Below are 25402 nucleotides of genomic sequence, written 5' to 3'. Positions count from 1 at the left end.
CCTTCCGGTCAGGGCGCGACGTTCGGGGCGATGGCGACGAGCGAGCAGTCGGCCGAGGGCCGGCATTGCACGGCGAGGGTGATGGAGCGGTCCTCCGCCCCGCCGCCGCCCTTGGCCCAGGCGATGGTCTGCTTGCCGGTGACGGTCACGGCGTAGATGTACGCCTCGGTGATCGCAGAAGGGTCCTCGGCCAGGGCCTGCTTGAACGCGGCCGGGTAGTGGGCCTCGGCGACGGTGGCGGTGGCGTGCTGTTCCTGGTCGGCCATGCGCGACCACAGGGTCGGGTCGGGCATCTGCGCGGAGACCGAGGACCAGTCGCTGTACTCGCTCTCCGTCGTCATCCACGCCTCCATGCCGGCGAGCTGCTGCTCGCGGCTGGTGTCGCGGGTGTCGTAGGACCAGAGCATCTCGGCTGCGGCCTTGGCGAAGGCGACGGGATCGGAGATCCGCGGAGGCCGGGGCACCGACCCCGTCTCGGCTCCCGGTTCCTTGGAGGAGGGGGCCGACGATGCCGGGCCGGGCGGTGCCGACGGCGTCCGGCCGGCCGAAGGGTGATGCTGCCCGGTGCGGCCGGTGACGTAGGCGGTCACGCCGGCCAGGGTGAGCAGCGACGCCAGGACCACGGCGATCACGAGGATGCGGCGGTTTGCCGACCAGCCGATGCCGTGGTTCGACAGGGAGAAGCGCTTCTTCATCAGTGGACCTGCGACCCCAGGGCCGAGAAGAAGGCGACGATGCCGTTCGCGGCGCCGAGGCCGAGGGCGGCGCCCGCGGCCACGGTCGCGCCCTTCTTGCCGTTTGCTTCGGCCTGGTGGCCACCGGTGTGGTGTCCCCAGGCCCACACCGCCAGGCTGACGGCGAGGGCACCGACGACGGCGATGATGCCGAACATGTTGATGGAGCTGACGACGTTCTTCAGGACGGAGAGCCCCGGAAGGCCACCGCCCTTGGGGGTGATCCCGGGGTCGAAGGCGAGATAGAGCCGGTCGGCGAGAGGTGTCATGGGTGCGGCAATGCTCCTTGCGTACACGGGCCAGGGGGCCGAAGCGGGAAGCGGAAGGGGCGGGTCGGGCGGAGGTGGGCGTCACAGGACGCGGCGCACGGCGAGGACGTCCCAGTCCTTGAGCGGGGTGACGCGCACGGGCTTGCCCGTGCGCGGGGCCTCGATGACGAGCCCCTCGCCTAGATACATGCCGACGTGCTCGGGACGTACGGCGGTGCCGCGGCTGAAGATCAGGTCACCGGGCTTCATGGCCTTCACGGAGACGGCCTTGCCCTCGTCGACCTGCGTGTACGTGGTGCGGGTGAGCTGGATGCCGACCTGGGCGTACGCCTGCTGCATCAGCGAGCTGCAGTCGCAGCGGCCCATCGGGTCCGGCCCGTGCGGCGCGGTGCAGGTGCCGCCCCACTGGTACATCGTGCCGAGCTGATGCATCGCCCAGACGATCGCCGTACGGGCGCGAGGGTCGGCGTCCCTGGGGATCTCGTATCCCTTCGGGACGGCGCCTTCCGGGATCTTCCCGAAGGACGAGCCGTCCTGCGTGGTGCAGTCGGACAGCGAGGGTGCGTCGTCGGTCTCCTGGCCGGCATCGTCACTGGCGCCGGGGAAGGTGGCGGCGACGGCCTTCTGCAGCGCGGTCGCCAGCGGCTCCCACTGGGCGTAGGCGTCCGGGTAGCCGGACTTCTGCACGGCTTGGGCGGCCTGAGTCACGGTCATCTGCTGCCAGCCGCTCACCTGCAGGAGCGCCTTGTAGAACCTCTCGGACGCGTGGACGGGATCGCGGATCTGCTCGGCCGTGCCCCATCCCTGGCTGGGCCGTTGCTGGAACAGGCCGAGGGAGTCGCGGTCTCCGTAGGCAAGGTTGCGCAGCCGGGATTCCTGCATGGCGGTGGCGAGAGCGATGATCTGCCCGCGCCTGGGCACGTGGAGGCTGATCCCGGTGGCGACGATGGTCTGTGCGTTCGGGATCTGCTCACCGGGCAGGTCCAGACCCTCGATGCCGACGTCGGAGGCGTCCGCGCCATCGAGGATCTTGGTGACCTGTTCGGTGACCTTGTCGGTGTCCAGGGCGGGCAGGCACTGGAAGAACGCGCTGCTCTGTGCGGCGGCTTCGCTGGACGTGGCCATCATCATGGCCGCGCCGCCGAGGAGGAAGGGGGAGAGGACGACGACGCCGATGCCGGCGGCGAGCGCCTTCAACCTGCCCGGCCTCCTCGCACCATGGAGGATGCGGGCAGGGGCGGGTGACGAGACGTCACGAAGGTCTCCTTCAAAGAGGGTGCCCGGCGTGCCGCGTACGCGTGGAGGCGGGTGGAAGGGCGCGGCGGCCGAGGTGGGCGATCGAGAGGCGCCGGCCTGCGGGCGAGTTGCCGCTCGGTCCGCGGGCCGGGGTAGCTAGGTGTGCCGGGGCAGGGGGTACCTCCGCGGAGTGTGGTGGGAAGGTGCCAGCGGCGGTGTGCGCCGGGCGGTTCGAAAACAGTAGGCCCAGATCGGCGGTTGACCAAAAAGTCGTCGTGAGGGGTCGGAATCCGTCCCCCCGGCAGGGTACTTCTTGGTGAGCGGCCAATTCGCCTCTACAGTTTTGGGACTCCCCTCGCCCTCCGGTTCGCGGTTTCCCGGGCTTCTGCATGCCCGATTTCCAGCCTGACCGGATTCTCATGCGCGAGGGGGTGCTCCCTCGAATCCCTCCCACCCGAATCGGGGTACCTCTTTGCCTTTTTCCCTTCATCAGGGCGACGCCCTGCGCGTGCTGGCCACGCTGCCGGACGAATGCGTCGACTCCGTGATCACCGACCCGCCGTACAACTCCGGCGGCAGGACCGCCAAGGAGCGAACGTCCCGCTCGGCCAAGCAGAAATACACCTCCGCCGACGCCAAGCACACCCTGCCGGACTTCACCGGCGAGAACATGGACCAGCGCAGCTACGGCTTCTGGCTGACCCAGATCATGACCGAAGCCCACCGGCTGACGAAGACCGGCGGGACCGCCCTGCTGTTCACCGACTGGCGCCAACTGCCCATCACCACGGACGCGATCCAGGCCGCCGGATGGCTGTGGCGCGGGGTGCTGACCTGGCACAAGCCGCAGGCCAGGCCGCAAAAGGGCCGCTTCACCCAGAACTGCGAGTTCATCGTCTGGGCATCGAAGGGCGCGATCGACGGCTCCCGCAACCCGGTCTACCTGCCCGGCCTGTACTCCGCCTCCCAGCCGTCGGGCTCGAAGCGGCAGCACATCACGCAGAAGCCGGTCGAGGTGATGCGCGAGCTGGTCAAGATCAGCCCCGAAGGCGGCACGGTGCTCGACTTCTGCGCCGGCTCCGGCTCCACGGGCGTCGCTGCCCTGCTGGAGGGACGCGACTTCATCGGCGTGGAGAAGACCGAGCACTATGCCGACATCGCGGCCGACCGGCTGACCGAGACCGTACGCCAGACCCTGACCCAGGACGACGTCGTCCTGACCGGCTGACACCACCGCAGCTCCGGCTCATTGGCGCCGCATTCCCTCGACAACCACGGCGTAAGGAGGCCCTGCCCCGTCATGTCTGAACCCGTAAACCCGCCCGATGAGGGCGAGCTGGAACCGGTTCGTATCCCCGACCCCCACCTCGAAGAGATCGAGGCCAGCGTCCGGAAGCTGATGGAGCAGTCCGCCCAGCAGGCCCAGCAGCTCGACCACCTCGCCTCCGCCCCCGCACCGCGCACGGGCTCCTCTCCGTTCGCCGCCTTCGGCATGCCAGGACTCGGCGGACCGCCGCCGCCGGCGCCGCCGGAGCCTCGGCCGATCCTGGAGCTGGAGGGCGAGGAGTACGAGGACGAACTGGACGCCCTGTCGGACTGGGTGGACGACTTCCTGCTGCCCGTCTACGGGGCCGAGGTCACCACGGCCATGCCGTGGTGCCTGCAGTGGCAGGAGCACAGCGACGTCGTGGCCTGGCTGCACGCGCTCTGGCTGGCCTTCCAGCAGCACAAGGACCCCGAGGCCGGGCTGAGCGGTCTGCTCGTGTGGCACCGCGACTTCCTCACCCACGCCATGGTCGCCGTCAGAGGGCCGGGAGGTCCGCTGTCGGCGTGCATGACCTCACCGGACCGGCCCGCGCACCGCCTCCTGCCCGGCCCGCCGCCCTCGGCCCGCACGGAGAAGGCGAACGCCTCGGATGCCGGTATGCCGGGCGAGTCGACGTCATGAGCGGCGGGCAGCAGCCGGCCTTCGGGCTCAGCTTCGACCCGCGCGCCCTGACCGACCTGATCCAGGCCCCCAGTGACATCCGCGACCTCACCCTCGCCTACCTGCAAGAAGTCGTGAACGCCGAGCGTTTCGGGACGAGACTCACCGGCGACCTGGAGGGCTACCGGAAGCTGTTCGTGGACTCCCGCAAAGAGTGGCGCGTCGTCTACGGCATCCACCCAGCGCCCGAAACGTCCATACACCGACGGGAGATCCACGTCGTCGCGGTACGGCCTCGGGCCGGCAACGACGTCTACGACACCGTCGGCAAGCGCCTGGGGATGAACCGCCGGCCGCTCAGCGCCCGGACCCATGCGGCCCGCTCCCGTTCCCCGCAGCTCACCACCCGCGGGCCCATTCCGAAGCCCGGACCGCTGCCCTCCGCGATGCCCGGACCTCCCCGCCCGGCTCAGGCGCCCACGTACAGCCAGGCCCGCTGATCTAAAGAGGCACCTGCACCCCACGCAGCCGCCGCTGCCCCCAGCCCCAGCCCCGCTCACCGAAAGGCCCTATGCACCCACCCGAACTCGACCTTCGTCTGGACGGCTTCGAAGCCGCCGACGAGCAGACCCAGGAAGCGTTCCGGCGCGCGATCGAGATCGAGCAGAGCGAACTCACTCCGCTGGCCGGGCATCACGCCCCCGACGGTGCGAGCTACCACGTCCTCCACAACGGTGCCGTCACCTGGGGCATCCCCGGTGAGCCGCAGCTCGTTGCCCTGCACCTGCAGCGCGACCTGGAGGCGAAGACGTTCCGCTTCGCTCACGCGAGACTGCCTCTGCCGGCGATGGCACAGTCCTGGCTCATCCACCGCGGCTGCCCGCCCAAGGAGATCAGCCTGGCGCCCGGCATGGGAACCGACCCGGCGGTCGAGACGACCCGTGCGCTGGAACACCGGCTCATGAGCGACGGCGACCACTTCGCTCTCCTGCACAGCTACACCGACGACGACCCCGACAACGCCGTGACTGTCGTGGTCCTGCGCTCCCTCGACGAGCGCAGCCCGTCTCCGTTTCGCGTACTGCACGAGGGCGTGGACACCGGCGCGTGGACCCACACCCTGCGCGAGGGCGGCTTTGCCACCTACGCAGAAGCCCTGCAGTGGTGCGAGGACGCCCTCAGCGGCGAGGCTCCTCCTCTGCCACCGGTCCAGCCCAAAGCCCGGTCCGTCCCGCGATCGGACTATTCCCTTCCGGCCCCCACACAACGTCCCGTGGGCCGCAGCCGCTGAAGTCAAGCCTGTGAAGCGGACGGAAATATAGACGACGATCGCCGGTTAGCCAAACCGGCGAATCCGTGGACTCTAGTAGCGGCCGACAGGGCGAATGCCCGGTCCGCTTCTCTCTGCATTTCCCTTTTTCCGTATGGAGGTTACTTCCGCATGCGCTCATCCCGAATAGCGCTGTCCGCCGCCGTGCTTGGCGCGCTCGCCCTGCCGATCGTTTCCGCGACGGCGGCCACGGCAGCTCCGGCATCCGCGCCGAGCACGATGTCGGCCACCCGGGCGTGCGACCGGCCCGGCCCCTGGGTCGTCGGCACGCAGGCCGTCGTCATCCGCTCCAAGGCGTCGGCCAAGTCCACCCGGCTCGGCATTCTCTACCGCGGCCACCACTTCACCGTCCACAAGACCAGCGGGAACTGGCACTACATCACGGACACGACCACCGGCGTGAAGGGCTGGGTCTCCGGCACCTACGTCTACCGCGACGTCCGCATGTGCCTGAACTGACCCAGCGTTCGAACTCCGCCTGCCTGTATCCGTGTGTCTCCCAGGAAGGAAAGCCCTGTGTCCGACGGCGCAGAAGATGTCGTGGGCGTGCTCACCGAGCAGATCGAGCAACGCTTCGGCATGAGCATTGGCGCGCTGAAGACCGCCGTCGCAGCCGCCCCTGACGCTAATCGCCAGGCCACCGACGTCGTGCGCTGGCACGGCCTGCTCACCGAGTCCCAGACCGCTTTGGAGCGCGCGGAGAACGACCTGCTGCGGGCCCTGGACACGCAGCCCAGCGAGGTCGACGACCCCACGATGGACCTCGCCCACCGCGTCAACGCGGCCGTTACCGCCCGCGACGGGCGGGCCATGGTCGTGCGGTGGCTGCTCGACCCCGACGCACCAGGCAAACGGGGTCCCGACGCCGACCGGCTGGCCCGCCTCGACCGCGGCCGGCGACAGGGCCCGGCCGTGCCCACCAGTGCACCGGCCCGGCCTGCGACGGCGCCGGTCACCGGCCGGGGAGTCCTGCGATGAGCGTCCGCGACAAGCCCTGCACCCAGGACGCCCGGCTTCACGAGGTTTTCGGCGCCCCGGTCACCGACCTGTGCGAACAGGTTGTCGGCCCGGACGCCTCCGCGGCCGTCGCCCGGGCCCTGGAACTGCGCAGCTTCCTCGCCCTGGCCGAGGAGCAGGTCGCCCGGATCCGCGACCGCGTGCACGAGGCGATGGCGCCCGAGCACGACATGGACGAACTGTCCGCGGACGACCTGCGGATGGACACGCAGTGGCTGGAGTCAGCGCTGGCAGCCCGCGACGGCTATCGCGCCGCGCTGGACGACCTGCTGCGCACCATGCCCCCGCTCCATCAGCAGACCGGCCCCACCCGATTCGCCCAGCAGACGGTCACCACCACCCTGCCCCCGGCCCCCGCTCCGGCATCCGCGCGTGCCGGGGCGGCCCGCAGCCGAAGACAATGAGCGCCGATTGACCCATCCCACCGCCGCTGAGATCGCCGCGCGGATCGAGGACCTGTACGGCGCCGAACTGCCCAGCCTCGCAGCCCACGCCCAGGACCAAGCTCCTGGCATGCTGGCCGCGCTCCTCGGCAGCCACCACACTCTGGCGTTCGCCGAGCAGAGCATCACCGTGTACCGAGAGCGGCTGCGGCACCTGACCCACCCCGAGCGGCAGGTTGGCGCCCACGAGGTCTCCCACATCCTCGACTGCGCCCGCCGCCTCGCCGAAGCCGTCGCCGTCCGCGACACACAAGCCGCAACCGCCGACGCGGTCCTGCGCAGCCTCGGCCGCGCTCCGGCACCGGAGCCGCCCACCGCCTCGGCGGCAGCATCCGTTCCCGCTCCGCCCGTACCGGCCGCGAGCCCCGCCCCGAGCCGCTGACCCGACAGCACCCGGCCCTCTGCACCCAGGAGTTCACCCCCTTGGCCACCACCGGCCTGCCGCCCGCCGACGACGCCGACGTCGCCCGGGTCACCGAAGCCCTCCAGATGATCACACCGCGCTGGAACGTGCGGATCCTGCTGACTCTGAACCAGCCGCCCCAGCGCTACACGGAGATCGCGGCCAAACTGCCGTACCTCCAGAGCGGCCAGCTGCACCCCAAGATCCGCTCACTGTGCGAGGCCGGCCTGGCCGAGCGCACCGAACACTCCGCGCGCCACGTCACCTACGGCCTCACCACCCGCGGCCGACAACTCCTGCCGGTGCTCCCCATGATGGCTGCCTGGGCCGAGGAGCACCTGGAGCAGCCGGAGCAGCCGGAGCAGTCGCTTTCCGCGATCGAGCAGGTCGAGGACAGCCTCACCCTCCTCACCCGCCGCCAGGCCCCCGCCATCCTCTGGGCGCTCAAGTCACGGCAGGAGGTGAGCGCTCGGGCCCTGGCCCGCATCGTGATCCCCGACGGCTACTGGGGCAACATCTACCCGCCGCTGCGGCAACTCATCGATGACGGCCTGGTGAAGACCGCGGGCAACGGGCAGCCCTACCGTCTCTCGCGGGCCGGCGACGCGCTCGGCCCTGTTTTCGGAGCCCTGTCCATGTGGTCCGTCGGACGGCCACTCGACCACGCCACCCGGCATCCGCTCTGGGGGCGCCCCGCCCCCGGACCTGCGAGTCCTGCTCCTGCCTGGACAAGCCACCAGTCCAGACTCCCCGCCCCCGCCGTCCCCCCTGCCCCCGCCGTACCGACGCAGCCCGCACGCCGCCCCGGCTGGCAGCCCAGCGAGCTGTTCTCCCACGCCACCTCGGCCAGGGTGAAGGCCGCCCTGCCGACCGGGGGAGTCCGCCGATGATCCCCGCCCTCTCCCATCAGCAGCTCCGCGACACGTGCACGGCGCTGTCCTCCGCCGGCCTGAACCGCCTGGTCAGCGAGATCGACGACCATGGAGCGATACCGGTGCGCGGCCTGGAACGCACCCTCGCGGACCTCTCCCCCCACCAGATCCGCCAGGCCATCGAACAGGCAGTAGCCCTTGGACTGCTCACCCGCACCTCCGGCAGCGTGGGCCTGTCGGCAGCCGGCCGGGACCTCGCCGACGTGTACGACGCGACCGCGCGGTGGGCCCGGCGGCACAACTACCCCGCTCAGCTGTGCCACTTCGCCGAACGGATCCATCACACCTTCGCCCTCCTGGCCACGCCGGCAGCCGACACGCAGGATTCCGACGACGAGCACGACGCCGAACTCGGTCGCATCCACCGGCTGTTGGCCGAGTGGGTCCACACCCATCAGCGAAACCGCAGCACCTACGGCGTCGCCGCGTGACATCTGCCCCCAGTCTCCTGCGCAGGATCTATTTGCCGCGCAGTGCCGACGGCGCCGCCTTCGCGATGGCCACCCACGGCATCCCCCTCCTCGTCCTTGCTACTACCGGGTCGGCAGCGCTGACCGGCCTCGCCTTCGCACTGGAATGGATTCCGCGCATCGCGGCCTTCACCGTGGCCGGCACCATCGTCGACCGCCACGGCACGGCCCGCGTCTTCCGAGCAGCCTGCCTCGCGCGGACCGTGGCCGTGCTCGCCGCCGCCGGCGTCCTGACCGCGCTCGACACCGGGTCGCCGGCGGTGACCGCCACGGTCATGCTGCTGGCCGCGTCCACCGGCATCCTCACCGAGTTCAGCTACGTGGCCGCCGAGACCGCCGGCGGCGCCGCGAGCCGGAGCGCAGGCGCTCAGACCCACCGGGTGCAGTCCGTGCTGCTGGGCATCGACCAGACAGCCATGCTCGCCGGACCGCTGGTTGCCGGTCTGCTGCTGGAGCACGGCGGGCCGACCGCCATGCTCGGCACGCTCGCGGCCTTCTCCCTGCTCGCCGCCGCCCTCGGATCCGGAGAGCGGAACACGCCGACGAGCGCGGCGTTGGCCAAGGGAGGGCTGCGGACGGGATGGGCGACACTGCGCTCGCTGCCCGCCCTGGCCTGGCTGGTCGGCGGCCTCGTGGTCTCCAACACAGCCATCGCCGTCCTGCAGGCGGCCATGCCCGTGATCGTGGTCACCGAACTGCGGCGCTCCAGCGCGGACGCCGGACTCATCTGGTCCGCCGCCGCCGTCGCCTCCCTGATCGCCATCACCGCCGCCCGCCGGGCGATCGACCGCTGGGGCCTGTGGCCGGTCGGCGCCGCCGCCGCCGTTCTCGCTGCCGGAGCGACCCTCGCCGTCTCCCAGGCCGACACGTACCGGAGTTACCTGCTGTTGATCGCCGTCCTGATGGCCGGCGAAGGCGGCCTCACGGTCGTCCTGCGCACCCTGCGCTCCCACCTGATCCCAGCCGACGTCTTCGGCAGCACCCTCAGCCTGACGATCCTGCTGCTCCTGCTGCCGTTCCCCGCCGCCGGACTGCTCGTCGCTGTCCTGCCATCCGCACAGCTGGGGCACGCCGTCACCGCCGCCGCGCTGCTCCAAGCCGCCGGGCTGGCAACCGCCTTCATCCGGCTGCGCACTCTGCCTGCCCCGCCGACACCAGCGCCCTGACCCCCTGCACGAGAGGAGCCCCGCGCCTCATGTCCACCATCGACCAGGACGGACTGCCCGGTCTTCGCCTCCCCCAGGGGCCGACCATCACCGAGCAGTTCCACGCCTTCGACTCCCAGCACCCATGGGTCTACCGGGCCCTGGAACAGCTCGTCGAGCAGCGGCTCGCCGCAGGCGCGACGCGCGTTGGGATGAAAGCCCTGGTCGAGGCCCTGCGCTGGCACCACCTGCATGGAGTCAAGGGCCTCAACAACAACTACACGGCCCTGTACGCACGCAGGCTGCTCGCCGCCCACCCCGAGTGGGCCTCCGCCATCGAGGTCCGCCGCCGGCGCAGCCCATGAACGGCCGCACGCAGACACCCTCCGCCCCTGAATCCTCAAGGAGCCTGTTCTTGTCCGACCGTCCCGTCGTCCTGCTCGTCGCTGCCGCCGACATGGAAGCCGAAGGCTACCGGGGCTACTGCCTCGAAAGCGTCGCTGCCGACTACGACGTCGTCCTCATCACCGGCGAGGAGCCGTCGTGGGAGGTCCCGTACATCCGGGACTGCATCGTCGTGCCCGACCCGACCGATCAGGCGGCACTGTCCGCCGCAGGCCGGTTCTTGGCCGAACGCCACGATGTCGCCGGGGTGTTCACATGGACCGAGTGGTACCTCGTCCCCGTCGCCCGCCTCGCACGCCAGCTCGGCCTGCCGACCACCGCCCCGGAGGTGATGCAGGCATGCCGCAACAAGGCGACCGCGAGGAGCCTGTTCGCCCGCCACGGTGTTCCGTCAGCCGCATCGGTGAGCGTCCGCACTCTCTATGAGGCGCAGGCCGCGGCCGAGCGGATCGGCTACCCGGTCGTCCTGAAGCCGGCCGCCCACGCGGCCAGCATCGGCGTGATCCGCGCCGACACCCCCGACCAGCTCACCGCCGCCTACCCGTTCGCCGACCGGGCCGCCGGCCTGGGCCTGGAGAGCACCGACGCGCTGGTCGAGGAGTACCTCGACGGACCCGAGGTCTCGGCCGAGTGCGTCACCTATCGCGGCCAGACCACCGTCGTCGCCGTCACCCGCAAGACCGTCAGCGACCCGCCGTACTTCGAGGAACTCGCGCACTCCGTCGACGCCGCAGACCCACTCCTCGCCCAGGTCGCACCCGTCGCGCGGGCCGCGATCCGCGCCCTGGGGATCACCGACGGCGTCAGCCACGTCGAGATGCGCCTCGTCGGCGGACGACCCCGGCTCGTCGAGGTCAACGGCCGACTGGCCGGGGACATGATCGGCCACCTGGTCCGCCTCGCCACCGGCATCGACCTGCCGCTCGCCGCAGCCAACATCGCCTGCGACCGCGCCCCCGACCTCACCCCGACCAGGTCCTCCGCCGCCGCGATCCGCCTGATCTACCCCGACACATCGGGCACCCTCACCCGCCTCCGCCTCGACGGGCCCCGCCCGCGGTGGCTGGAGCGCATCCACTTCCAGCACCACCTGGGCGACGAGCTGGTCCTGCCCGGCGACGGCGGCGACATGTTCACCGCGCGCATCGGCTACGTGATCACCACAGCGCCCACGGCAGACCTCGCCCAGTCCCGCGCTGAACAGGCCGTTCGCTCCCTCGGCATCCAGATCTCTCCCCGCGCCGCGGGCGAGACCTCCCGCAGCGGCCCGAACGCATGAACCGCGTAGCCATCTCCGCCCGCCGCAGCCGCTGCCTGCTGACCGGCTACTTCCTCGGCCTCGGGATGATCACGGCCGTCTGGGGCGCCCGCATGCCGGCCGTCCAGCAGACTGCCCACCTGGGCACCGCACAACTGTCCCTGGTCCTGCTGGCCGCCGCGCTCGGCATGGTGGCGGGACTGCAGGCCGGAGGACGACTCGCCCGCCCCGAGCGCCTGCCCACACTGCTCACCTGCGGCGCGACCAGCCTCGCCGGCTGCCTCGCCCTCCTCGGCCGCTGTGACGACCTCCTTTCGCTGCTCATGGCCGCACTCGCCTTCGGGATCACCCATGGCGTGCTGGACGTCGCCGCCAACTCCGCGGCGGTGCGCTGCCAGAACGCCTACGGCAGACCCATCATGTCGTCCCTGCACGCCGCCTACTCTCTCGGCGCCCTCGCCGGTGCCGCCCTGGCCGCAGTCACCGCCCACACCGCGCACCGCACCCTCTTCCTGACGACCGGCCTGATCCTGGCCGGCGCCGCGCTGGCCGCCGCCCCGGCAACCCGGACGCTGACAGGCACCGACCAGCCACCAGCCACCACGGAGCAGGACGAGACCGGAGTGTCGCTGCCGTCCGCCCAGCTGTGGCTGCTGGGGGCGCTGGCTGCCGCCAGCCTGCTGGGAGAAGGAGCAGCCGCCGACTGGGCGGCCGTCCACCTGCACAGCCTGGACGCATCCGCCGCCGTGAGCGCCGCCGCCTTCGCCCTCTACAGCGCGGCCATGGCCATCGGACGGCTGACCGGCGACCGGCTCACCGCCGCCTTCGGACCCGCTGCCGTGGTGCAGGCCGGCGCCGTCCTCGCGGCGGCCGGGCTCACCACCGGCGTCCTCGCCTCCACCACCTCCGTGGCCCTGGCTGGCTGGGCACTCTTCGGACTCGGCCTGTCCACCACGGTTCCCTGCCTGATCAGCGCTGCCGGCGTCGGCGGCCCGAGCGCCGTCGCCACGGTCGCCGTCACCGGCTACCTGGGCCTGCTCGCCGGGCCCGCCCTCATCGGCGCCATCGCCGGCATCACCACCCTGCCCACGGCACTGCTGCTGCCCGCCCTGCTCGCAGCCACCGTCGCCGCCCTCGCCCACCGAGCCCTGGAGAAACCCACCCCTTGAGACCGAACACCGCCGCCCTCGACGCCGTCATCCTCGACTACAACGGCGTCATCGGCCTCCAGCCCACCCGCAGCCAGTGGCTCCGCCTCGCGCGCACCGCATCCTGGCCCGAGGACGACCTCACCGGCTTCCAGCGCGCCTTTTGGAGCGCACGCGAGCCCTACGACGCCGGTCAGCTCAGCGACATGGCGTACTGGGCCAAGATCCTCGGCGCCCACCCCGGCCCCCGCCTGCTGCGCGAACTGCGCGCTGCGGACACCGACATGTGGACCGCCACCGACGACCGCGTCCTGGACGTCCTGCACCGCACCCATCAGGCAGGGCTGCCGATGGTGCTCTTGTCCAACGCACCGCACCACCTCAGCGACGTCCTCGACACCACCGACTGGTGCCGCCACCTGATCACCCGCGCCCTCTACTCGGCCCGGCTGGAGACCTGCAAGCCCGCCTCGGACGCCTACCGGCACGCCCTGGCCGCAACCGGCGCCAGCGACCCGCAGCGCGTGCTGTTCATCGACGACCGCGCCGACAACTGCCATGCCGCCCGGAGCCTGGGGCTGCGCGCCCTGCACTACACCGGCCAGCCCGAGACCCTCGAAACAGCCCTCCTGCACACCACCGGCTGACCCATCCCCGTCCACCCTCAGGAGCCGCGTGCCACCCCACGACGACCTTCACACCATCGACGGGGACGTCCACGTCTCCCCGCGCTACCTCGCCCGCGCCACCGCGATCGGCGACCCCGGCTTGGCCCCGCTCCGCGGCCTCGGCTGGGAACTGGCAAACGACGACCTCGGCAACGCCTACCTGAACGCTCCCGACCGCAAGGTCCGCCTCGGCTACCTCCCGGAAGGCGAGGACGACGGCCTGTGGCGCATCAACGCCTACAAGGACCCGTTCGGGCCGCCGACCTGGGGCGTCTGCTTCAACGACTCCTGTCCGACGGAGTTCGTCACCGCCTTCACCACCGCGCTCGCCGAGGCGTACGAGCACGGGCCCGACGCCTACCTCGCCGCCCCCGACCCCAGGAGCAAGGACCGAGACCCGTTCCTCGCGGTCGTACCGCTCATCAACCGCGGCTGGCAGATCGACCATCCCCGCTGGGGAGTGTTCGCCATCCGCTCCGCCGACGGGCTCGCCGGGCTGGAGTTCACCACCGACGACCTCGACCCGGAAGCCGAGCTGACCACCCGCGACGCCCGCTGGCAGCTGTGGGCCGGCACCTCCATCGACCGCCCCGCCTGGTACGCCACCGCCAGCACCGACACCCCCGTCGCCCTCGTCCGGGCCGTCACCGAGTGCGTCTCCGACCCCGCACCGCTGCCCCGGTGGCGCGGGGACACCCACAGCTACGTCGAGAGCATGGCCCGCCTCACACCGATCCTCCCGCCGCGCCCACCGGCCCCGACGCCGCTCGACGTCCAGCGCGCCGCGGCCCGTCGCCCGACCGCCATCCCCGCCTCCAGCGTTCCGCGCTGGAGCACCACCAGCCGCCCGGCCCTACCGGGCCACCGCCGCTGACCAGCACCCGGAGACCCACATGCCGATGTATGTCAGGGAGTTCTTCGCCGAGCTGAACCTTCCCTTCACCGACGCGACCGTCGTCGGCAACACCTACTACGCTACCCCCACGGCCGAGGGGCCTCTGCGGCTGCGGATCGACTTCAGCCCCACCATCCGCGCAGGCGAGTACGACGGCCTGCGGCTCGCCACGATCCACCAGGACCGAGGCGAACTCGACGTCGTCCACCTACGGTTCGCGGACCACAAGACTTTCGACCACCGCGATTCGGCGTACGGCCGGACGCCAAGTACGTCCGGATACGCCGTGTTCAAGGAGCACAGGGACGCCCCTGACCGGGTGCCGTGGAAAGGCGCCCACACCAACGGGCTGCGGGACGCCATCGAGCAGTACGCCTCTGTCTGGTTCCCCGGCTCCTGGCCGCCGCCCGCGCCGGTCCGTGCTACCGCTCGGACCGCCCGCATGGTCCCGTCCCCGGCGTGCTCGGCTCCGAGCCGGAACCGCTGACCTCGCTCTCCAACCGATCAAGGAGCCACCTCCCTCGTGCACGCCCGTATCGTCCGCAGTGCCGTCCGGTCGACCGCCATCGCCGCCGCTGTGACCGGCACGCTCACCTCAGCCCCCACCGCGTCCGCCTTGCCGGACGAGCCGACGCCCTCCACCTTCAGCGCCCCCACGGAGAGCCCCGAGCCCGAGGCCGGCAGCGTTGCCATCACCAAGAAGGATCCGGCCGGGGATGTCCTGCGGGGAGCCACGTTCCTCCTGCTCGATGCCATGGGCCAGGAAGCGGGCCTGGGAAAGACAGACACCCACGGCAAGCTGACCTTCACCGGCCTCGCCCCCGGCATCTACCGGCTCAAGGAGACCGCCTCGGGCAGCCCGCTCCACGAGGTCGTCGCCGATCAGGACGTGATCGTTACCCCCGGCGCCACCGCCCAGGTGACCGTCGTCGACCCCTTCAAGCCCGTCCAGGTCACCCTCAAGGCCAAGGACGACAAGACCGGCAAGCTGCTGCCCGGCGCCACCGTCAACATCGGAAGCAGTGACAAGACCCTCCTCACGCTCACCACCGGCGCCGAGGGCACAGCCACCGCGAAGCTGCCCGTCACCAGCCGCATCGGTACGGACTTCTGGGTCAGGCAGATCAAGGCGCCGACCGGATATGACCTTTACAAGGGCCAGATCAACTTCAAGGCCAAGCCCGGCGACCCGGTTACCGTGACCCTCACGAACGCCAAGACCCACACCACACCGCCGAGCTCCGACCCCTCGGACAAGCCCACTACCAAGCCCACGCACGAGCCGGCCGACAAGCCGACGACGGGCGAGCCCGGCGACGACAGCTCCTCGGCCCCGTCGAAGACCCCGTGCCATACGCCGACCACAGACAAGACCGCGTCGAGTACCTCAGCTCCCGTCCCCAACGGATCCCTCGCGCACACCGGAGCTGACGCCACCCCGTGGCTCCTCGGTGGAGCCGGACTGCTCCTCGTTGCTGGTGGTGGCGCTGTCGTAGCCGTTCGCCGACGCCGCACCGACGACTCCGACGACCACTGCTCCGACGAGGGCTGACCCGCCTGTCCCACTGAACCTGGCCCCCGGAATCCCCGCGATTTCGGGGGTTTTGGCATGCCCGCAGCCAGCATCTGGCAGGACCGCACACCTCCTGGCGTGGAATTGGAGGCGCCCTGCACCAGCATCCGATGACCTCAGCGGTCGATGGCCGGCACCCGGTCCAGGCCGGTCTCGCGCATGATGCGCTCCACGGTCTCGCTCAGGGTGCTGCCGGTGTCGATGACGGTCTCGATCCCGCCGGGCAGCAGGTCCCGCTCGCGGTACCAGTCACGCAGGTGCTGGTCGGTGACCCGGGCCAGGTATGCCGGATCGGGCTTCGTGGCATGCCGAACGAGCGTCTCCTGGAGCGGCACGTCCAGGTAGTAACAGTGAGAGGTGCCCCGGTGGTCGCGAACGAGGTCCTCAAGCATCGCGCCGTAGCGGTCGGCGTACAGGATTCCCTCGACGACCGTGTGGAATCCGGCGTCCAGCGCGTAGCGAGCTGTTATGCCGATCAAGCCGATGTTGGCTGCACCGGGCCGGTCGCGTTCGCGCAGCACGACGCGGCGCAGGTTGTCCTGGCCGACCAGGGGCAGGTTGCGGCCGAACTGCTCGCGTAGGCGAGCCGCGATGGACGACTTCCCCGAGGCGCTGTTGCCGCGCAGGACGATCAGCCGAGTCTCTTCGGTTCCTACCAACACGACGGGCACGATACTGACGGCCGCAGACACCAAGGGCCATCTCATACTGGACGGCACGGGAGCCGGTCGCCTCGAGGACTGCCAGGCTGCCGCGATGATCGAGTCCTCACCGCAGATAATCGCCATGCTGTTGAGAGTCTTGGTCAGCCCAGCCAATTCGCAGAGACGGTAAGGGTATTCCCCGCACCGAACGCCAGCGCGAGCCCTTCGGTGCGCGGCGCACTGCCGCAGCAACAGCGTTCTCGTACCAAGGACCGCGCCGAGTAGAACTGCGTGAACGCCAAGATCGCTCGCGGATGGGAGCGGATCGGGTTCCGCCTCTGCCGGGACAATGCCCTTCTCTTCTCGCCCACCCCATAGGACCTGGAAGAACAGTGGGAGGTGCTGCGCGGACGGCTCGCTGCACTCGGCGCCGCCTGGAGGGACCTGCGGCAGCAGCGAGTAGGCGTGGTAGTTGTCCCTTGTCATTCAATCGAGGCGCTTGACAGCGAACCCAGTCGTCCGGACTGCCAGAGTGCGTCGCGGTGCCTGGGCTGCACGGTCTCGCCACAGGTGTGCTCCTGGCGTCAGCTCGACGGCGAGTACAGACCGAGGTCGCGGGTCGTAGCCAGCTACTGGAAGAGGTCTTCGTGCGTGTTCGGGGGCGCGGGCCGCTGGTCGCGCTCGAAGACCGTGCCGTACGGCATTGCCCGCTCCCTTATTGCTGCCTGGGCATGCCTCAGCACTTCGTTGCCATCCGCTTGGCGCAGTCGAGGCAGAAGTCGATGGGTTCGTCGAAGCGGTTGTCCAGCAGTCCCCCACAGTGGCAGTAGGCCAACCGGTCGAAGACGGCCGCACAGCCGAGGCACAGGTGGATCGCGTACTCCGGGGCCTCCGTGAGGGGGCAGGTGGCCTCGACGAGGGCGGGGGCGGAGCAGGCCGGACACCAGCGGATCGGTGGCGTTTCATTGTCGTGGGGATCCTGTGTGACATTGCGGACCATGGTGGCCCAGACGTAGTCCTCGGCGGCTGCCTCGCCGTCCGGCCACTGCCGGTAACAGAAGCGGCACGAGATCGGGGCGCCGGCGACCAGGGCGGCCATCCCGCACTCCGGGCAGTGGACCGTGGTCTCCGCGCAGGCGTCCAGGGTCTCCCGCAGTCCGGTCATCCGTGTGGCGATCAGCCGGGTGATGGTGTGCAGCCGGTGGCGGATGCCCTCCATAGCCGCGTCGACCAGAGCCTGTTCAGCGGGAGGCACATGCGGGCGAAGATGCACGTTGATGAAGGTGAGGAGGAAGTCCAGCACGGCGGCTGCCTGGGCCTCCACGGCGTGCGCCGACTGGCTGAGCCCGTAATGCTGGAGGGCGTTGCGTGTCTTGCCCAGCTTCCTGACTGCTTCGAGCTGCTGCGCGTTTAGTTCGAGGCCGACGATGTTCCGTAGGCGTTCCAAGGTCTCGTCGATGCCACAGCTAAGGAAATCCCCGCTGGTGAACTTCTGGTGGCTGGCTCTGCCGGGATCCTTTACCACCAGCGTCCAGTGCTCCTGCTGAAGACGGGCCTTGAGTAGGACTTCCGTGGCCGCCTGGAGGTGGAGGACTGCGTACTTGAGGTCGCGCGGCGTCGGGCGTGAATCTCTGCTGTCGGGTTCCTCGTCGTCGGACAGGTGGCTAACTACGCTGTCGAGGTAGTCCAAGCCGTTGAGAACGGGCGGGAACGCCACCGCGATCCGCTGCAGCGATGGCGTAACCGGCTCCGGCTGGGGGCTGGGTACAGGGGCCAAAGGGGCGCTCACGCGGCGTTCCGTTCAAAGGTCTTCATGGCGATGTACCGCGTGCACAGGCGGTCCGGCATCACCGCGGCGAGCTTCCAGGGCATCTCGGTGAGCGGGATCCCGTCGGTCATTTGCTCCCCCTACGCTCTCGGGCCATCCTGCCGAAGTCGCCCCAGGCGCCGGTTGTCTGGCGTGTCTGACTCCAGTTGAGCAGAGGGTATCCGGAAGCAGACGGCTACTTGGCTCGGTCCTGGGCGGCCTGTGGCACGGTTCGCTGGTGTGGGATCTCATTGTGCTCGGCATGCACCAATGCTGTGACCTGCTGATCTCTGCTCTGTCTCGCACCGAGGGCCATGCTTCTGTCTCAGGAGCGTGGCCATTTCCTAGGTCGGTTCTGACGCGGGAACTTGGCGGGCGTCCGGTGCGTCTTCTGGAAACCGTGGGCGAGCGGTCGTGGGTACGCTGCGGACGGATGGGCCGGGACTTCAGCGGGCCTTCCCCCGCTCCAACACCGGCAGTTGCGGCAATTCCCCTCCGAACAGGCAGCTGCTGCGCCAGACTGATCGCGAGCGTCGGAAGCGACAGAACAGGAGGCCGTGTTGACGTCAGTGGTCGAAGTGGAACAGCGCGTGGGGGCACCCATCCGGATCGAGGTGGCGGAGCTTCCCGCGGACGACATGGGTGACGCGGACGACATCTACAGCGGCAGGACACGGGGCGTCACGGATAAGGTTGTACGACTGGCGCGACCGCTCTTCTCGGAGGCCCTTGACCTGATCGGTTCGTGCGCCGAGGAGGTCCACGGCCGCTTCACCGCCATGCCACAGCAGCGGCAACCGCAGGAACTGGAGATGCAGTTCGCGGTCAAGCTGGACGCGAAGATCGGCGCGCAGATCGTCGAGACGACCGCCGGCGCACAGCTTCAGGTGATCCTGCGCTGGAAGGCCCCGGAGCCCCCGCAGGACGATCAGCCGACGCAGGAGTGAATGGCCGCAGCGAGGACCTGACGTTCCCCGTCCTGCCCTTCAGCCGCGTCGTCGGGCAGGACGAGCTCAAGAAGGTCCTGGAGATTGCCCATGTGATGCCGTCGGTCGGCGGTGTGCTGGTCAGCGGCGAACGCGGCACGGCCAAGTCGACCACGGTCCGGGCGTTTGCCCGGATGATCTACGGCAGGCTGCCGGTCACGCTGCCGATCAACGCCACCGACGACCGCATCCTGGGCGGTTGGCAGGTGGATGCGCTGCTGCGTGGCCAGCCCGAGGAGATGAAAGGGCTGTTGGAGGAGGCTGACCAGAGCCTTCTCTATGTCGACGAGGTCAACCTCCTCGACGACCACGTGGTCAACATCATCCTGGACGTGGTCTCCACCGGGCTCCTCGTCGTCCAGCGCGAGGGCCTGGACCGGTCCGGCATCCCCGTGTCGTTCACGCTGGTCGGCACCATGAACCCCGAAGAAGGCGGGCTGCGCCCCCAACTCCTCGACCGATTCGGTCTGATGGTGCCGGTCGGCACCGAACTGGACGCCACCGTGCGGCGGGACATCCTGCTCACCGTGCTGCGCTTCGAGGACGAGCGCGGGAAGCCGGAGTCCGGGTGGCTGCGCGACGGCGACGCCGCGGACCGGGCGCACCGGGACCGCATTGAGGTAGCGCGGAGGGCCGCCCAGCAGGTCGTCCTGGGCGCGGGGGCGGCGGAGCTGTGCGCGCGGATCGCCATCGCGTTTGGCGTCGCGGGCCATCGGGGCGAGATCGTGATGGCGCAGGCCGCTCGCGCCGTCGCCGCGCTCGACGGCCGGAGCGAGGTGAGTACGCGGGACGTCGCGTTCGTGGCGCCGTACGCTCTAATGCACCGTCGGCCGGAGGCCGCCTACGGCGACGTCATCGGCTGGGAGACAAAGGATGACGAACTGCTCGACAGAGTCGTCGCGGAGATCGGGGCGGGCGGGACCGACGACGCGTGGGCCGGGCAGGGCGAGGCGGTCCATGGACGTCCGTGACCGCGTCTCCACCGCCCTGGCCTGCGCGGCGGTCGATCCCGGTCTGGCGGGCGTATTGCTGCTGGACCTGGACCCGGCGCTGACCGCGCCGCTCGGCGCGTGGCTGGCCGCGCTGCTGCCGGGGCCGGCCACATCGACCGTCCTCCCTTCCGCCGGGACCGACGACGACCTGTGGGTCACGGTGCTTCCCGTCGTCGGCGGGCGCGGGGGGTTCCGGCAGGCGCCGGGCCCGCTGCACGCCGCCGATCGCACGCCCGTGGTCTGCGTGGTGCCCGATCTATCCCGGGCCGGACTGGCTACGTTACGGGCCGCGGTCACGACGCTCGGGGCCCCCGTGGCCCATCTGGAGCGCGACGGCCGGCAGAGGGTCTGGGTCCCCGGCGACCGCTGGGTCAGCGGCTGCCCCACACACCGCACGGCCCGGGTGTCACGGCACCTGCTCGACCGGTTCGCCCTGCGGATCGACACTGGCGGACTGACGCCCGTACCGGACGGAACCCGGATCCTGGACGACCCGCCCGCGGCCTGGCGGCGGGCCATCGCCGCGGCGCACGCAGGCGCCCCGCTCCCGCCGTTCTCTCAGGCCGCCGCCGACCGTGTTGTGGCCCTGCTCCCGCCGGCCGCGGCCGGCACACGCCGGGACCTGTCCCTCGCCCGTACCGCCCGTGCGCTCGCGTTCCTCGCCGGGGAGCCGTCCGCCGTGGCCCGCCACGTCGACGAGGCGGCGGCCCTGACGGCTCTCGTCGCCCCTGCCCCCGCCGCACCCGGCATCCCCGCGCCCGCTGCGGCCCCCGCCCTTGCGGAGGATCACGCTGACGACGGCCTCCCCACGCCCGGTCCACGCGTCCCCCAGCAGGTGCGGGTCGGCGACGATGCTTCCGTGGCCCTGCCCGCCCAGCCCCTGTCCCCCGACGCGACGGGCCCCTACCCGGAGGACGCCCTACCCGACGAACGCGAGGCCGCCCCGCTGCGCCCGCCCCACCACCGCTCGGCGGCCAAGGCGTCGCGCGGCCATCCGATCGGCACCACCACGGCGACCACCACCCGCGACCTCTCCCTCACCGCGACGGCCACGGAAGCGGCGAAGTACCAGGAGCTGCGCTGCCCGGGCCACTACGCCGACGGCTCCCACCCCCTGCATCTGACGGCAGCCGATCTGCGCGCCCACCGCAGAGCCGAGGAGCCCGGCCGGCTGCTGCTGCTCGTCCTCGACCACACCAGTCGCCGCGGACTGGACTGGTACCCGGTTCTGTCGCCCTACCTGAGCGAGGCGTACGCCGCCCGCTCCCGGGTCGCCGTCGTGGAGATCGGCGCCGGCGGGGCCGGGCCGGAACTCGCCGCGTCCCTGTTCGTCTGCCGCAGTGTGCTGGACCGCCGTATCTCGCAGGCCCTCGACCGTCCCGCAGGACGGGCCACCCCCCTCGCGCATGGACTGCACCTGGTCGCGTCGCTGCTGCGGCACGAGACCCAGCACGGCGGTGCACGCGTGGACGACGCCCTGCTGCTCGTCTTCACCGACGGCCGGGCCAACGTGCCCCTGGACGCCTCCCACGCCCTGCGCACCCCCACGGAGGTGGGCGACCGCGGGGTGCGGGACGCGCTGGAACAGGCGAGCCGGATCGCCCGACTGCCCCGGGTACGCAGCGTCGTCCTCCTGCCCGGACCACGGCCGCAGGAACATCTCGCCGCCCGGCTGGCCGACGCCCTCTGCGGCGAAGTGATCAGAGCAGACCGGGCCGAGCCCGATGCCGCCTGAGGATGAGCGCGCACGGACGCGCCGGTACATCGCCCACCTCAACCGCGGCAACCGCCAGGCGGCGTCGGTCCGCCGCCAGCCCCACCGACGGCGTCCGCTGCCCTCCGTCCCCGCACAGCCTGCGGCCGTCCCGGCTGGGGAAGCGGGCGAGGTGCGCCCTCTGACCGCCCTTACCACGGACCTGGGACGCAGACTGCCCACCGGCATGGCGATGCTCCTCGTACTGCCGGTGCGTAGGGACCACGGACCGGGCTTCCGGCTGCGCGGCGTCTGCTGCTGCGGTCCGCCCCAGGAGTTCCCCACTGAGTACTCCCGCCCCAACATCGCGCTGGCGCATCTCGTTGCGCGCGGCGGCGTCCCGCCGACCAAGGTGCTGGCCACCATGCGGCGCTGGTCCCAGAACAAGCCCGACCTCACCCGCTGGCTGCACGACCGGCGCTGCGAGCACGGCGACGACCTGGAGCTGGTGATCTGGGATGAGACGGGCTACGGCATCCCTTGGGAGCTGTTCTGGCTCGCCACCCCGCCCGGTTCCTCGCACCGTCCCGGTTGGCTCGGCGGGCTGGTCACCCTCACCCGCTGGCTGACCGTCAACGCCGCCTGGTCCGTCGTACGGGAGTACTCGCAGGACCACTCCTGCGCGGGCCCGGTCGCGGCCTACATCGCCGAGGACATGCGCCACGACGACGCGCTCCTGGACGCCTACGCTTCCGAACGTATCGCCGGCGTGCGGGGTCTGCCGAAGACACTGGCGGCAGGCGACCCGTTGGGCATGGTGTACGTCGCCTGTCACGGCATGTTCGGAGACGGGGAGGACGACTGTCTGCTCGGTGACGTGCCCCTGGTCATGCTGGAGGGCGGCACCGACTTCGAACGGCTGGCGTCCGCCGCCACCTTCGTCTTCCTCAACGCCTGCCACTCGGGGCAGCTCATCGCCGAGGAGGGCGAGTACGCCGACCAGACCCAACGGGGCTTCTCCGAGCTGTTCCTGCGGTCGGGGGCCGCGGGCGTGCTCGCTACCAGTGGCGCGATCGGCGATGAGGAGGCCCACCAGATGGCCGACGAGCTGCTGCGGCTGCTCCGGGACCGCCCCCGCACCCCGGTCGCTGTGGCCCTGCGTGAACTGCGCGCGGCGGCGGCCCACTTGACCCCGGCGGACCTGCTGGACGTGGAGGGGAAGCAGGAGCAGCGGCGCCTGCTGCCGCTGCTGTACCGGTTCATGTACGTCTACTACGGAAGTCCGCGCACGGTGGTCGCCCTCGCTCCCCGCGAGGCGTGTACGTGACCGCCGCCCGTGCCCGCGTCGAGCCACGCGTCGCCTGGCCGCGCTCCGTCGTGCCCGGTGAGCCGTTCCTGGTTTCCGTGGATCTCGCCTTCGTCGACACCGGCGGGGAGCCCTGGCCCTTCGACGACGAGGAGATCGAGTTCACCTGTGTACTGGACGGCGGGCGGCACTTCCGCGTCGAGGCGGTCCATGACGCCAGTGTCGTGCTGCACCGCTTCGGCGGCTCCTACGGCCCCGCCGAGTTCGTGGTGGTGGCCCGGGCGACGTCCGGCGGGCATTCCCTGCGGCTGACTCCGCTCACGTCCCATGGCGTGGTCCTGGGATCGGTGGAGGTGCCGGTGCAGGTCGGAGCGAGGCACGAGGGAGCCGGGACAAGAGCTGTGGAACTGGCCCCACGAGCGCGGTCCGACGCGCCGGCGACGGGCACGCTCCGGAGGCGCGCGCTGTGCATCTCGGTGGGCGAATCCGAGTCAATGGACCCACTGGCCGGCGCCCATGACGCGGCGCGGCGCGTGGTGGACGGTCTGGTCAGCCTGGGCTACGAGTGTGACCTCGTGGAGAACCCGAGCACTACGGAATTGAAGCAACGCGCCGACGACTTCCTGTCGCAGCGCGACGGACAGCCGACGGTCAGGGTCGTGTATTTCAGCGGCCACGGACTGCAGCGCACCGATGACCTCGTGCTAGCCGCCACCGACTCACCGGGGTTGCGCTTCAGCGTCCTGCTGGACCGCGTGACGTTTGGCGAACCTGATCCGCCCCCCACCCTCTTCCTGCTGGACGCGTGCTACTCCGGCAGCGCCCTCGCCCGGCTGCCGCTCCACCAAGCGGCACCCTCGACGTACATGGTGACGTCGTCCGCGGGCGATCAGTTCTCTTACGACTTCCTCTTCAGCCACAGCCTCGCGGACGTCCTGGAGGAGGCAGCGACGGGACAGCTCGCCCCGGGAAAGCCCGGCACCGCGATCCCGCTGAGCACCTTCGTCGAGGGGATCGACCGGCACATGCGCGAGCGGGCGCCGGACATTCCCCAGACGGTGGCGTCCAGCCTGACTACCCCCCGCCCCCACGATCCCGCATTCTTCCCGGTGCTCGCGCCGCCGGAGCCCGTCGTGGCCGCCAGGAGCACCACCTCCTTCGAGATCCTCGGCGTCCATGGATTCCTGCGACCCGAGAAGGGGCCGCATTTGCTCACCCAAGAGTGGCTACCGGCCATTCAGGACGGCATCAGCCGAGTGGATCCGTCCGCCGACGTGAGTACCGTGAACCTTTCGATCGCCTACTTCGCCGACCTCGTCGCGGAGCGGTACGCCCAGGGCGAGCCACCGGACGGCGACGAAGCGGCGGAGGGAGGCACTCCGGAGGAGGCCGACGCCCTCGAGGACTGGCTGACGGCGGCGGGAATCCCGAATACGCCACGCAAGTTCGGTGTGAACTCCATGATGCGTCAGCTCACGGGCGCGCTGACAGGACGCTTCCCCGCTTCGATGGATGTACTGATGACGGGTGTCCTGCGTCAGCTGGTGCGATACCTCCGGGAGGACGAACGCCGTGAAGCCGTCTGTGCCCGTGTCCATGGGGCCATCACTCAAGCCCAGCCTCGGGCGGTGCTGGCCCACTCGCTGGGAGCGGTCGTAGCCTTCGACGCGCTGTGGCGTAAGCCGTTCCCCGAGGTCGAGCTGCTGGTCACGATGGCGTCACCCATGGGTATGAAGACCGTGGTGGACCGGATACCGCCCCAGCGCCGCAAGCGCCCTCCAGGAGTGAGGCGGTGGCTCGACATCGCCGGCGTCTCGGACGTGGTGGCCGTTCCCCGCGGCGTGGCCCAGCACTTCGACGGGGTGACGCACCGGGAGATCGACACGGGCTCGTCGAACGCGCACGAGGCCACGCGGTATCTCACCTCGCACGCGGTCGGCACCCTGCTCACCGACCTCCTGAATCAGAACCGCCCCCAGCCCTAATCCTCCGGAGCAGCACCGCGCGTGACCAGGTGCCAGAAACGCTCACACTGCTCATCTCGCAGACCATGCCGAACGCGACGGCCGCGGGCATCGGCATACACGCGGCGTTCACGTATCTCAAACCCCGCCAGCTCAT

At 70.7% G+C, this 25402-nt stretch carries 28 protein-coding genes; 23 read left to right on the top strand and 5 right to left on the bottom strand.

The window, feature by feature from the left end; translation table 11 throughout:
• Positions 1-8 precede the first annotated feature (8 nt).
• From ACIP4X_RS29760 to ACIP4X_RS29750, 3 genes are all read right to left on the bottom strand, one after another.
• On the bottom strand, positions 9-695 hold the full coding sequence (locus ACIP4X_RS29760; protein ID WP_391455101.1) for a hypothetical protein: 687 nt from the start codon (positions 693-695) through the stop codon (positions 9-11).
• Positions 695-1003: a DUF6112 family protein gene (locus ACIP4X_RS29755; protein WP_388475774.1), complete on the bottom strand. Its 309-nt coding sequence runs from the start codon at positions 1001-1003 to the stop codon at positions 695-697. Before ACIP4X_RS29755 ends, ACIP4X_RS29760 begins: the two co-directional genes overlap by 1 nt.
• Before the next feature lie 81 nt (positions 1004-1084).
• Complete coding sequence (locus ACIP4X_RS29750; RefSeq protein ID WP_391455099.1) at positions 1085-2200, bottom strand: NlpC/P60 family protein; 1116 nt, start codon at positions 2198-2200, stop codon at positions 1085-1087.
• A gap of 511 nt (positions 2201-2711) precedes the next feature.
• Between ACIP4X_RS29750 and ACIP4X_RS29745 the strand changes: the two genes are divergently transcribed.
• The 18 genes from ACIP4X_RS29745 (at position 2712) to ACIP4X_RS29660 (ending at position 15832) form a co-directional block, all read left to right on the top strand.
• Positions 2712-3467, top strand: a complete 756-nt coding sequence (locus ACIP4X_RS29745) for a DNA methyltransferase (protein WP_391455097.1) — start codon at positions 2712-2714, stop codon at positions 3465-3467.
• Between the two features lie 171 nt (positions 3468-3638).
• The gene (locus ACIP4X_RS29740) at positions 3639-4187 is read left to right on the top strand and encodes a DUF4913 domain-containing protein (protein ID WP_391455280.1); all 549 of its coding nucleotides are present in this window, start codon (positions 3639-3641) and stop codon (positions 4185-4187) included.
• Positions 4184-4666, top strand: a complete 483-nt coding sequence (locus ACIP4X_RS29735) for a hypothetical protein (protein ID WP_391455096.1) — start codon at positions 4184-4186, stop codon at positions 4664-4666. The genes ACIP4X_RS29740 and ACIP4X_RS29735 overlap by 4 nt, the downstream gene beginning before the upstream one ends.
• 71 nt (positions 4667-4737) lie before the next feature.
• Positions 4738-5457 (top strand): hypothetical protein, encoded by a 720-nt coding sequence (locus ACIP4X_RS29730; protein ID WP_391455095.1) that lies wholly within the window; start codon positions 4738-4740, stop codon positions 5455-5457.
• 150 nt (positions 5458-5607) lie between these two features.
• Entirely contained in the window at positions 5608-5955 is a 348-nt protein-coding gene (locus ACIP4X_RS29725; RefSeq protein ID WP_391455094.1) for an SH3 domain-containing protein, read from the top strand.
• A gap of 57 nt (positions 5956-6012) precedes the next feature.
• A complete protein-coding gene (locus tag ACIP4X_RS29720) occupies positions 6013-6474 on the top strand; it encodes a hypothetical protein (RefSeq protein ID WP_391455093.1) in 462 nt (153 codons plus the stop codon).
• Positions 6471-6917: a hypothetical protein gene (locus ACIP4X_RS29715; protein ID WP_391455092.1), complete on the top strand. Its 447-nt coding sequence runs from the start codon at positions 6471-6473 to the stop codon at positions 6915-6917. Before ACIP4X_RS29720 ends, ACIP4X_RS29715 begins: the two co-directional genes overlap by 4 nt.
• A gap of 7 nt (positions 6918-6924) precedes the next feature.
• On the top strand, positions 6925-7338 hold the full coding sequence (locus tag ACIP4X_RS29710; protein ID WP_391455091.1) for a hypothetical protein: 414 nt from the start codon (positions 6925-6927) through the stop codon (positions 7336-7338).
• A gap of 41 nt (positions 7339-7379) precedes the next feature.
• Positions 7380-8249, top strand: coding sequence for a winged helix-turn-helix transcriptional regulator (locus ACIP4X_RS29705; RefSeq protein WP_391455090.1), 870 nt, complete (start codon positions 7380-7382; stop codon positions 8247-8249).
• A complete protein-coding gene (locus tag ACIP4X_RS29700; RefSeq protein ID WP_391455089.1) occupies positions 8246-8722 on the top strand; it encodes a hypothetical protein in 477 nt (158 codons plus the stop codon). The genes ACIP4X_RS29705 and ACIP4X_RS29700 overlap by 4 nt, the downstream gene beginning before the upstream one ends.
• Before the next feature lie 65 nt (positions 8723-8787).
• Positions 8788-9927, top strand: coding sequence for an MFS transporter (locus tag ACIP4X_RS29695; protein WP_391455278.1), 1140 nt, complete (start codon positions 8788-8790; stop codon positions 9925-9927).
• A 29-nt stretch (positions 9928-9956) separates the two neighbouring features.
• On the top strand, positions 9957-10271 hold the full coding sequence (locus tag ACIP4X_RS29690) for a hypothetical protein (protein WP_391455088.1): 315 nt from the start codon (positions 9957-9959) through the stop codon (positions 10269-10271).
• A 92-nt stretch (positions 10272-10363) separates the two neighbouring features.
• Positions 10364-11590 carry an ATP-grasp domain-containing protein gene (locus ACIP4X_RS29685; RefSeq protein ID WP_391455276.1) on the top strand — a complete coding sequence of 409 codons (1227 nt, stop codon included), beginning with the start codon at positions 10364-10366 and terminating at the stop codon, positions 11588-11590.
• Positions 11587-12738 (top strand): MFS transporter, encoded by a 1152-nt coding sequence (locus ACIP4X_RS29680; RefSeq protein ID WP_391455087.1) that lies wholly within the window; start codon positions 11587-11589, stop codon positions 12736-12738. Before ACIP4X_RS29685 ends, ACIP4X_RS29680 begins: the two co-directional genes overlap by 4 nt.
• A complete protein-coding gene (locus tag ACIP4X_RS29675) occupies positions 12735-13364 on the top strand; it encodes an HAD-IA family hydrolase (RefSeq protein ID WP_391455086.1) in 630 nt (209 codons plus the stop codon). Before ACIP4X_RS29680 ends, ACIP4X_RS29675 begins: the two co-directional genes overlap by 4 nt.
• A 28-nt stretch (positions 13365-13392) precedes the next feature.
• Complete coding sequence (locus ACIP4X_RS29670; RefSeq protein ID WP_391455085.1) at positions 13393-14259, top strand: DUF317 domain-containing protein; 867 nt, start codon at positions 13393-13395, stop codon at positions 14257-14259.
• Between the two features lie 19 nt (positions 14260-14278).
• Positions 14279-14767 carry a hypothetical protein gene (locus ACIP4X_RS29665; protein ID WP_391455084.1) on the top strand — a complete coding sequence of 163 codons (489 nt, stop codon included), beginning with the start codon at positions 14279-14281 and terminating at the stop codon, positions 14765-14767.
• A 36-nt stretch (positions 14768-14803) separates the two neighbouring features.
• Positions 14804-15832 (top strand): SpaA isopeptide-forming pilin-related protein, encoded by a 1029-nt coding sequence (locus tag ACIP4X_RS29660; RefSeq protein ID WP_391455083.1) that lies wholly within the window; start codon positions 14804-14806, stop codon positions 15830-15832.
• A 137-nt stretch (positions 15833-15969) separates the two neighbouring features.
• Here the strand turns inward: ACIP4X_RS29660 and ACIP4X_RS29655 are convergent, their stop codons facing one another.
• On the bottom strand, positions 15970-16560 hold the full coding sequence (locus ACIP4X_RS29655; RefSeq protein ID WP_391455082.1) for an AAA family ATPase: 591 nt from the start codon (positions 16558-16560) through the stop codon (positions 15970-15972).
• Between the two features lie 673 nt (positions 16561-17233).
• Positions 17234-18214, bottom strand: a complete 981-nt coding sequence (locus ACIP4X_RS29650; RefSeq protein ID WP_391455081.1) for a hypothetical protein — start codon at positions 18212-18214, stop codon at positions 17234-17236.
• A gap of 680 nt (positions 18215-18894) precedes the next feature.
• On the opposite strand from ACIP4X_RS29650, the gene ACIP4X_RS29645 reads away from it, so the two are divergent.
• From ACIP4X_RS29645 to ACIP4X_RS29625, 5 genes are all read left to right on the top strand, one after another.
• Positions 18895-19251: a CU044_2847 family protein gene (locus tag ACIP4X_RS29645; protein WP_391455080.1), complete on the top strand. Its 357-nt coding sequence runs from the start codon at positions 18895-18897 to the stop codon at positions 19249-19251.
• Entirely contained in the window at positions 19248-20261 is a 1014-nt protein-coding gene (locus ACIP4X_RS29640; RefSeq protein WP_391455079.1) for an AAA family ATPase, read from the top strand. Before ACIP4X_RS29645 ends, ACIP4X_RS29640 begins: the two co-directional genes overlap by 4 nt.
• Complete coding sequence (locus ACIP4X_RS29635; RefSeq protein ID WP_391455078.1) at positions 20248-22017, top strand: magnesium chelatase; 1770 nt, start codon at positions 20248-20250, stop codon at positions 22015-22017. Before ACIP4X_RS29640 ends, ACIP4X_RS29635 begins: the two co-directional genes overlap by 14 nt.
• Before the next feature lie 151 nt (positions 22018-22168).
• Positions 22169-23302: a CHAT domain-containing protein gene (locus ACIP4X_RS29630; RefSeq protein ID WP_391455077.1), complete on the top strand. Its 1134-nt coding sequence runs from the start codon at positions 22169-22171 to the stop codon at positions 23300-23302.
• A complete protein-coding gene (locus tag ACIP4X_RS29625; protein ID WP_391455076.1) occupies positions 23299-25266 on the top strand; it encodes a caspase family protein in 1968 nt (655 codons plus the stop codon). Before ACIP4X_RS29630 ends, ACIP4X_RS29625 begins: the two co-directional genes overlap by 4 nt.
• Positions 25267-25402: the final 136 nt, after the last annotated feature.

Source organism: Streptomyces sp. NPDC088817 (assembly GCF_044750345.1).
Lineage (GTDB): Bacteria > Actinomycetota > Actinomycetes > Streptomycetales > Streptomycetaceae > Streptomyces.
Note: the sequence above shows the minus strand (reverse complement) of the source record. Positions and strands in the feature narration are given on the sequence as shown.